Raw genomic sequence first — 7089 nt, 5'->3', positions numbered from 1 at the left:
TCCTGTCAGAGGTGCTGTATATATGACGTAATATATTATAAATGAGTCTCTAAACTAAAAATTAACTAAGTATTGATGTATGGAAGTAAACAATAAAACAGCTCCCGTTACGGGACAACAGGATCAGAATACCATATCACTGGATTTAATGAACCGTATGAAATTGCATGGCATGGCAGAGGCTTTCAGGGAAAGTCTTGCCGGCACCACTCCGCAATCCATGACTGCGGACACGTTCCTTTCCATGCTCCTTGCACGCGAATGGGACTATCGTGCGCAGGCTGCCATTGCACGGCTTACCAAGAATGCGGCATTCCGTTACAAGGCCTATATTGAACAGGTCGACTATGCCACGAACCGGGGGCTGGATCGCAACCAGATGGAACGTCTCGCCACCCTTGATTTTGTGCATAAGGCACAGAACCTTTTCATTACCGGTTCTTCAGGAACGGGGAAAAGCTATCTGGCCTGCGCCCTCGGCCAAGAAGCATGCAAAAGGGGATTCCGTACCTTATATGCCAATGCCCCGAAACTGCTCGGAGCGCTGAAAGTCGCCAAAGTCAAAGGTACACTTGAGACGGAACTCAAGAAGATTGAGCGATGCCAGTTACTCATCCTTGACGACCTGTTCATCGTGCCTCTCGACGCCAAGGAGCGTCCCATACTGCTTGACATCATCGAGGACAGGCATGAACGGAAATCCATCATCATCACATCGCAGTACCCCTCCTCCAACTGGTACGACATGGTAGGTGACCCGACAATTGCCGATGCAATCCTTGACCGCATCATACATACGGCTCATACCATAGAGTTATATGGTGAAAGTATGCGAAAGTTAAGGTCTAAGAAAAACGGGAAATTTTAAAAGGGTAAAATAAAATTGACCCCCAACACCAGGACTTTAAAGGGTCAATCATATTGTAGCCAAAGGTGGGCAAATCCTGTTTGGCCAAAAGGGTCAAAGTCGCGTGGCTTTTCCATCCAGCACACGGAAACGGTGTCCGTCGAGCAGCAGATAGCTGCACTGTCTGAGGAGTGGAAGCCCGTGGACGCTATCAGCCCCGAGGCGTTGGTGAGCGAGGACGAGAACTACATCATCGTCCCCGTTCCCTACGACCAAGGGGAGCGTATCGCCTACCGCTACGAGAAACGCTACGACTATCAGCGTATCAAGCAGCAGGTGGCTGACCTCAAGCAGGCTCTCACGGACAGCGACTACAAGGTGATGAAGTGCTACGAGGCTTCTATGCTGGGACAGCCTATGCCCTACGACATCGAGGAGGTGCACGCGGAACGGCAGGCGATGAGGGACAAAATCAACGAATTAGAGCCTCTTTTGCCACAAATTGCCCCGAAAGTGATTACAATATAATCACAATTCACTACCTTTGTACAAAACTCTATTAAAATTTAGAACTCATGGATGTATTGAGCGAAATAGTGAAAGTTGTTGTCCTGGCAGTCAGCTCGCTTGGGGGTATAGGGCTGATAAAATTCCTGTTCTTTATGAAGCCTGAACGCCGAATGAAAAACATCGAGGCTGACGAAAAGGAGCTGAATGTAATGAAATCTCTTGTAGAGAGCTTGCAGAAGCGCATCGAACAGCAGGACGAGAAAATCAAGGAACTGAATGAACGTCTTGACAAGTTGTACATAGAGAAGCACCAGCAGGAAAGGGAGAACAACGCACTGATACGCGAGAACAATGAACTGAAACTTGCCCTCAAAGAGGCGGAACACAATGTCTGTGTTCGCCCTGATGATGAGTGTTTCAAAGGTCGGCTGCCGAAGCGCACATACTGTCGCCTTAAAAAACTCGCCGCTGGGGATTATGATGCGTTCTATGAGTGCGGTCAAGAAACAGACAACAAAGATGAGAATGAAGATAGCTGAATACCTGAAAAGCCTGATAAAGGCGGACACGCTTGACAGCAGTAAGTCGTTTGCACTCGTGCTGTCAAGCCTTGTCGGGGCTTTAATAGGTCTGTGCGTATGCTTCTGCCTGATATGGGACGTATGCACCAACGGATACTTGAAAACCGAGCTCGATGCTTTGGGATTGTTCATGCTTTGCATAGGCGGCTTCATGGCAGGAGGAGGTATTAACAAGGCATTGAGTGAAAAGAGAAACAACAGGGACAAACCAATAAACAAGGAAGGATAAACAATGAAAGAAAAAATCTTGAATTGGGTCGGTACTGACGGCCTTCTGCACATCATCTGCAGCGTTATCATCGTTAGCGTACTCAACGTACTGCTCCCACTTTGGGCGGCTGTTTTGATTACGGCGATTGTAGGGATTGGTAAGGAGTTCATTTGGGACAAGTGGCTCAAGAGAGGGACTTTCGAGAAAAAAGACCTTTTGTGCGACCTTATCGGCATAGTCATCGGTTGTTTGTAGAATTAGGGACTGTATTATGAAAGTTCTGATTGACAACGGACATGGGGTTGACACAGCAGGAAAGCGTTCCCCAGACGGCTCTTTGAGGGAGTACAAGTACACGCGAGAGATAGCCGCTCGTGTTGTCGCTGAATTGAAAAAACAGGGCTGCGACGCAGAACAACTTGTGCCAGAGGAGGATGACATCAGCATACGGGAACGCTGCCGCCGCGTAAACGAGATATGCAGTAGCGAGGGAGCGCGGAACGTGCTTCTCGTCTCCGTACACTGCAACGCGGCTGGCGACGGATCGGGCTGGATGAACGCACGCGGCTGGTCGGCGCATGTCTCTCTGAACGCTTCGACGAACAGCAAGATATTTGCCAGACGATTGATAGCTGCCGCAGAGGGTGAGGGGCTGAAAGTGAGAAAATATGCGCAACAAGTTCCTTACTGGCCGCAAAACCTCGCTATCTGTAGAGATACGAAATGCCCTTCCGTTCTGACAGAAAACCTCTTCCAAGACAACCGAGAGGACGTTGCGTTCCTGCTATCTGACGAGGGCAAGGAAGTGATAACCGCTCTGCACGTCAACGGCATCATGTCCTACATTAAGGAGGGCTGATTATGAAAAGTGAGCTGATAAAGTGCCTGTTCATACTGGTACTCGGAATGCTGTTAGGGGCAACGGTGATAGCTCGGCTCTTCCCAAACAGCCGCTTGCATAACACGGTTTGTGATGCGGTCGTGTGCGACACTACTACTGTTTACGACACAGTACGGGTGTATAAGCCCGTACCGCGAGATAGCGTCGTGATACGCTACATCACGGAGGTAGTGAAAGTGACGAGGGAGGAGGAGCAGCCAACCATTGCTGATGAGTCGGAGCCTGCGCAAGCAATCACCGTTGACGTTACCTCAGCGGACAGCGTGAGGGTGAACGTGCCTATCACGCAGAAAGTGTATGAGACGGACGACTACCGCGCCTACGTGAGCGGCTACCAGCCGTCGCTCGACAGCCTGCTATTCAAGCAGCCTACGCAGATAGTCCGCATCAAGGAAAAGCCCAAGCGGTGGGGCATCGGCGTTCAGGTCGGCTATGGCTTCACGCCGCAGGGTGCGCAGCCGTATATCGGGGTGGGAATATCATATAACCTGTTCAGATTTTGACGGCTTCGGGGAAATTGCTACCTTTGCCCTGACCGGCGGAATGCCGAGCCACCATTTCGCCCCGTTTAGGCTGGTTTTACTGCTGTTTTGTTGCTATTCTGTGGTAATCGGTAGGCGAAAATTGTTTCTTTTAATTGGTTTTCAATAGGTTATATACTGGACCTGACATTCTGCGTCGAAAATAACACTACCATGTCGGAAATCGCAACCCATCTGGCACATATCCGCGAAACCCTCCCGGCGGGGGTGACGCTCGTTGCCGTATCGAAAACCCACCCTGCGGAGATGATCCGCGAGGCCTACGAAGCCGGTCAGCGCATCTTCGGCGAAAGCCGCCCCCAGGAACTGCGCGAGAAGTACGAGACGCTGCCCCGGGATATCGAGTGGCACATGATCGGCCACCTGCAGACCAACAAGATCAAATACATCGCGCCGTTCGTGGCGATGATTCAGTCGGTGGACAGCGCACGGCTGGTTGAGGCCATCCAGAAGGAGGCGGCCAAGTGCGGCCGCGTGATCGACATCCTGCTCGAGATCCACGTCGCCGCCGAGGAGACCAAGACGGGCTGGGATCCGGCCGAACTGCACGACTACCTCGCCACGAACCCCTTTTCCGCGCTGCCCAACCTGCGCGTGCGCGGCGTGATGGGCATCGCCACCAACACCGACGACGAGGCGGTCATCCGCCGCGATTTCGACGCGCTGCGCCACTGCTTCGAGGAGCTGCGTCCGCGCTTCGGCGAGGCGTTCGACACCCTCTCGATGGGCATGTCGCACGACTACCGGCTGGCCGTTGCGTGCGGTTCGACGATGGTGCGTGTCGGCTCGTCGATCTTCGGCGAACGCGACTACTCGAAATGATTCGTTTCAGAACCGTACCCGAAGCGGAAAGCGGCCCGTATCGGCTGCTTTGAACCGGCGCGGAGCCGGTGATTCACCGCCGTCGCCCGCCTCTCGAACAACGTAACTTATTTATATGCATATGAAGATCGGATTTATCGGATTCGGAAACATGGCCCAGGCACTGGCCCGCGGACTGGTGCGCGGCGGAGCCGTCGAGGCCGCCTGCATCGGGGCCTGCGCCCGCGATCGGGCCAAACTGCAACGCAATACGGAGCCTCAGGGCTTCCGGGCCTTCGACACGGCGGCCGAAGTGGCGGAGTTCGCCGACGTGGTCATCATCGCCGTGAAACCCTATCAGGTCGAGGGGGTTGTTACGCCGATTCGTGAGACGTTGAAGCAGAAGATCGTCGTTTCGGTGGCTGCCGGGGTGACGTTCGACGACTATGAGCAGATGCTCGCCCCCGGTACGGCCCATCTGAGCACGTGTCCCAATACGCCGGTGGCCGTCTGCGAGGGGATCGTCGTCTTCGAACGCCGCCACTCGCTCTCGCCCGAACAGCTGGCTTCGCTCGAGGAGCTCTTCTCGCACGTCGGGCTGGTGCTGTCGGTCGAGACCTCGCTGCTGGGGGTGGCCGGGACGATCTGCGGCTGCAGTCCGGCCTTCGTGGCGATGTTCATCGAGGCCTTGGCCGATGCGGCGCTCAAGTACGGTATTCCGCGTGCCGATGCCTACCGGATGGTGAGCCAGATGATCGTCGGCACGGGCAAGCTGCAACTTGAGACGGGACAGCATCCCGGCGTAATGAAGGATGCCGTCTGCTCGCCGGGCGGTACGACGATCGTGGGTGTAGGGGAACTCGAACGCGAGGGCTTCCGCGGATCGGTCATCGCGGCCATCGACGCCATTCTGGGCTGACCGCGCCCTCCTTCCGGCTGCGGCACCGACCCGCGGCGCAACCGGAAAAGAGAGAGGATCGCACATGTGCGATCCTCTCTCTTTTGCACCGTCTCGATTCGGGAGCGTCCGATAGCTGCTGAAACCCGGTGAGGCTCGGCCGCCTCTAAAACCGGTCTCTTAGACCGGTACCTTTTGGTGTCAAAAGGTACCACCAAAACCATCCGCAAGTCGCTTTCGCGGGAATCGGACAAAGGCCAAGCTGGGCGGGTGCAGAAAGATCGAGCCTATTCAGCCTCCCGCTCCTGGCGCTCGTCCTTTGCCCGATTCTTTTTCCGCTGCAAGCGAAGTGCGGAAATTGCTTTTCTTCGAACGTACGGGCGTCCATTTGCTAAAGAAACCCGGTAAGGCCCGGCCGCCCATAGAACCGGCTTCTTAGACCGGGAGCGTCCGATTGCTGCTGAACCCCGGTAAGGCCCGGCCGCCTCTAAACCCCACCTCTTAGGTGGGCCGCCCATAGAACCGGTCTCTTAGACCGTTAGCGGACGCGCAGCGTGCGGCCAATGCGCAGGATGGTGGTCGACTTGATGCCGTTCAGACGGCAGATGTTCGACACCGTGGTACCGTAACGGCGAGCTATGGCACCGAGCGTATCGCCCGAACGGATCTTGTGATAACGCATGGCGGCCTTTTCGGCAGCCTCCTTCTTGTCCTGCTCCTCGTTGGCGATCTCGTCGTCGAAATCCTGCCCGGCGTTGGAATTGATGTTGAAGAAGGACTTCTTCAGCAGGAACGTTTCGCGGCAGAGCATGCCGTTCTTGAAGTCGATCAGCCGTTCGGGGTCGAAGGCCTGTCCGTAGTAGCGGGTCTCGAAGTGGAGGTGCGGACCGGTCGAACGGCCCGTCGAACCGCCTTTGCCGATGACGTGGCCCGCCTCGACCCAGTCGCCGGGTTGGACCAGACGCTCCGAGAGGTGGCCGTAATAGGTCTCCAGTCCGTTGTCATGGCGGATGATGACCAGATTGCCGTAGCCGCGCACATATTGCGAGATGCGCACCCGTCCGCAGAAGGTCGCATAGACCGGTTCGCCCATCTTGAGCGGCAGATCGACACCCTGGTGGCGGCGTCCGCGGCGCGGTCCGTACTTGCCGCGGGGATTCACCGCACCCTTGTAGGGATAGTGGTAGCTCTTCGTCGAGTCGATCAGGTCGATGACCACCGACTGCGGCAGCGAAGCGATGCTGACATCCTTGTAGGGAAAGAGCGAGATCGTGTCCCAATACTTTTCGAAGATCGTGCTGTCCTTGGCCACGGCGCGGTTGCGGACGTATTTCCAGGTGTTGTTGCCGTAGAGGATGACGTAGAGGGCGTCGTTTCCGGAGTTGAGCGTGTCGAGGACGGTCAGTCCGTTGGTATCGAACGTCGATTCGATCTGTTTGCGGCGCAGACGCAGCTGCAGGTTGGCCACCGAATCGGCCGCCGACTGTTCGGGATCGACCCGGGCGGTCGGAGACGATGCCGTACGGGCCGCACGGGCCTCGAGCTGCGCCTGCATGTTGTCGAGCAGCGTCTGCAGCGAGTCGATGGCGACGCTCTGCACGTCGGAGACGTGGCGCAGTGAGTCGGCTTCGGCCATCGCTTCGACGGTCTGTTCGAGGAGTTTGACCCGTGAGGGACGGGGCGATCGGGCGTCGGCCGTTGCGGCCAGCGAGAGGGCTGCCAGCGGCAGCAGGTATTGTTTCATCTTCTTCATACGTTGCGTTTCGGTTGGACCGCTCCGGACGGGCGCAGCGGCCGT

At 55.8% G+C, this 7089-nt stretch carries 10 protein-coding genes; 9 read left to right on the top strand and 1 reads right to left on the bottom strand.

Going from position 1 to position 7089, the window contains the following annotated elements:
• Positions 1-79: 79 nt before the first annotated feature.
• The 9 genes from istB (at position 80) to proC (ending at position 5312) form a co-directional block, all read left to right on the top strand.
• Positions 80-868, top strand: coding sequence for an IS21-like element helper ATPase IstB (gene istB, locus PUQ42_RS08625; protein ID WP_273373001.1), 789 nt, complete (start codon positions 80-82; stop codon positions 866-868).
• A 180-nt stretch (positions 869-1048) separates the two neighbouring features.
• The gene (locus PUQ42_RS08620) at positions 1049-1375 is read left to right on the top strand and encodes a hypothetical protein (protein WP_273373000.1); all 327 of its coding nucleotides are present in this window, start codon (positions 1049-1051) and stop codon (positions 1373-1375) included.
• A 47-nt stretch (positions 1376-1422) separates the two neighbouring features.
• A complete protein-coding gene (locus PUQ42_RS08615) occupies positions 1423-1896 on the top strand; it encodes a hypothetical protein (protein WP_273372999.1) in 474 nt (157 codons plus the stop codon).
• Positions 1877-2167 (top strand): hypothetical protein, encoded by a 291-nt coding sequence (locus PUQ42_RS08610; protein ID WP_273372998.1) that lies wholly within the window; start codon positions 1877-1879, stop codon positions 2165-2167. Before PUQ42_RS08615 ends, PUQ42_RS08610 begins: the two co-directional genes overlap by 20 nt.
• A 3-nt stretch (positions 2168-2170) precedes the next feature.
• Positions 2171-2404 carry a hypothetical protein gene (locus PUQ42_RS08605; RefSeq protein ID WP_273372997.1) on the top strand — a complete coding sequence of 78 codons (234 nt, stop codon included), beginning with the start codon at positions 2171-2173 and terminating at the stop codon, positions 2402-2404.
• A gap of 16 nt (positions 2405-2420) precedes the next feature.
• On the top strand, positions 2421-3008 hold the full coding sequence (locus PUQ42_RS08600; RefSeq protein ID WP_273372995.1) for an N-acetylmuramoyl-L-alanine amidase: 588 nt from the start codon (positions 2421-2423) through the stop codon (positions 3006-3008).
• Positions 3009-3319: 311 nt separating this feature from the next.
• The gene (locus tag PUQ42_RS08595) at positions 3320-3553 is read left to right on the top strand and encodes a DUF6808 domain-containing protein (RefSeq protein WP_273372993.1); all 234 of its coding nucleotides are present in this window, start codon (positions 3320-3322) and stop codon (positions 3551-3553) included.
• Between the two features lie 192 nt (positions 3554-3745).
• Positions 3746-4414: a YggS family pyridoxal phosphate-dependent enzyme gene (locus PUQ42_RS08590; protein WP_273372991.1), complete on the top strand. Its 669-nt coding sequence runs from the start codon at positions 3746-3748 to the stop codon at positions 4412-4414.
• Positions 4415-4535: 121 nt separating this feature from the next.
• Entirely contained in the window at positions 4536-5312 is a 777-nt protein-coding gene (gene proC, locus PUQ42_RS08585; protein WP_273372989.1) for a pyrroline-5-carboxylate reductase, read from the top strand.
• Positions 5313-5829: 517 nt separating this feature from the next.
• Here the strand turns inward: proC and PUQ42_RS08580 are convergent.
• Positions 5830-6846 carry a peptidoglycan DD-metalloendopeptidase family protein gene (locus PUQ42_RS08580; RefSeq protein ID WP_394336855.1) on the bottom strand — a complete coding sequence of 339 codons (1017 nt, stop codon included), beginning with the start codon at positions 6844-6846 and terminating at the stop codon, positions 5830-5832.
• Positions 6847-7089 lie beyond the last annotated feature (243 nt).

This window comes from Alistipes megaguti, assembly GCF_944320325.1.
Taxonomy (GTDB): Bacteria; Bacteroidota; Bacteroidia; order Bacteroidales; family Rikenellaceae; genus Alistipes; species Alistipes megaguti.
This window is presented reverse-complemented; position numbering and strand designations above follow the sequence as displayed.

Coding starts and splice junctions, on each gene's coding strand:
- proC (WP_273372989.1), top strand. CDS start 4,536: ATGAAGATCGGATTTATCGGATTCGGAAACATGGCCCAGGCACTGGCC.
- PUQ42_RS08590 (WP_273372991.1), top strand. CDS start 3,746: ATGTCGGAAATCGCAACCCATCTGGCACATATCCGCGAAACCCTCCCG.
- PUQ42_RS08580 (WP_394336855.1), bottom strand. CDS start 6,846: ATGCAGGCGCAGCTCGAGGCCCGTGCGGCCCGTACGGCATCGTCTCCG.
- PUQ42_RS08605 (WP_273372997.1), top strand. CDS start 2,171: ATGAAAGAAAAAATCTTGAATTGGGTCGGTACTGACGGCCTTCTGCAC.
- istB (WP_273373001.1), top strand. CDS start 80: ATGGAAGTAAACAATAAAACAGCTCCCGTTACGGGACAACAGGATCAG.
- PUQ42_RS08615 (WP_273372999.1), top strand. CDS start 1,423: ATGGATGTATTGAGCGAAATAGTGAAAGTTGTTGTCCTGGCAGTCAGC.
- PUQ42_RS08610 (WP_273372998.1), top strand. CDS start 1,877: ATGAGAATGAAGATAGCTGAATACCTGAAAAGCCTGATAAAGGCGGAC.
- PUQ42_RS08600 (WP_273372995.1), top strand. CDS start 2,421: ATGAAAGTTCTGATTGACAACGGACATGGGGTTGACACAGCAGGAAAG.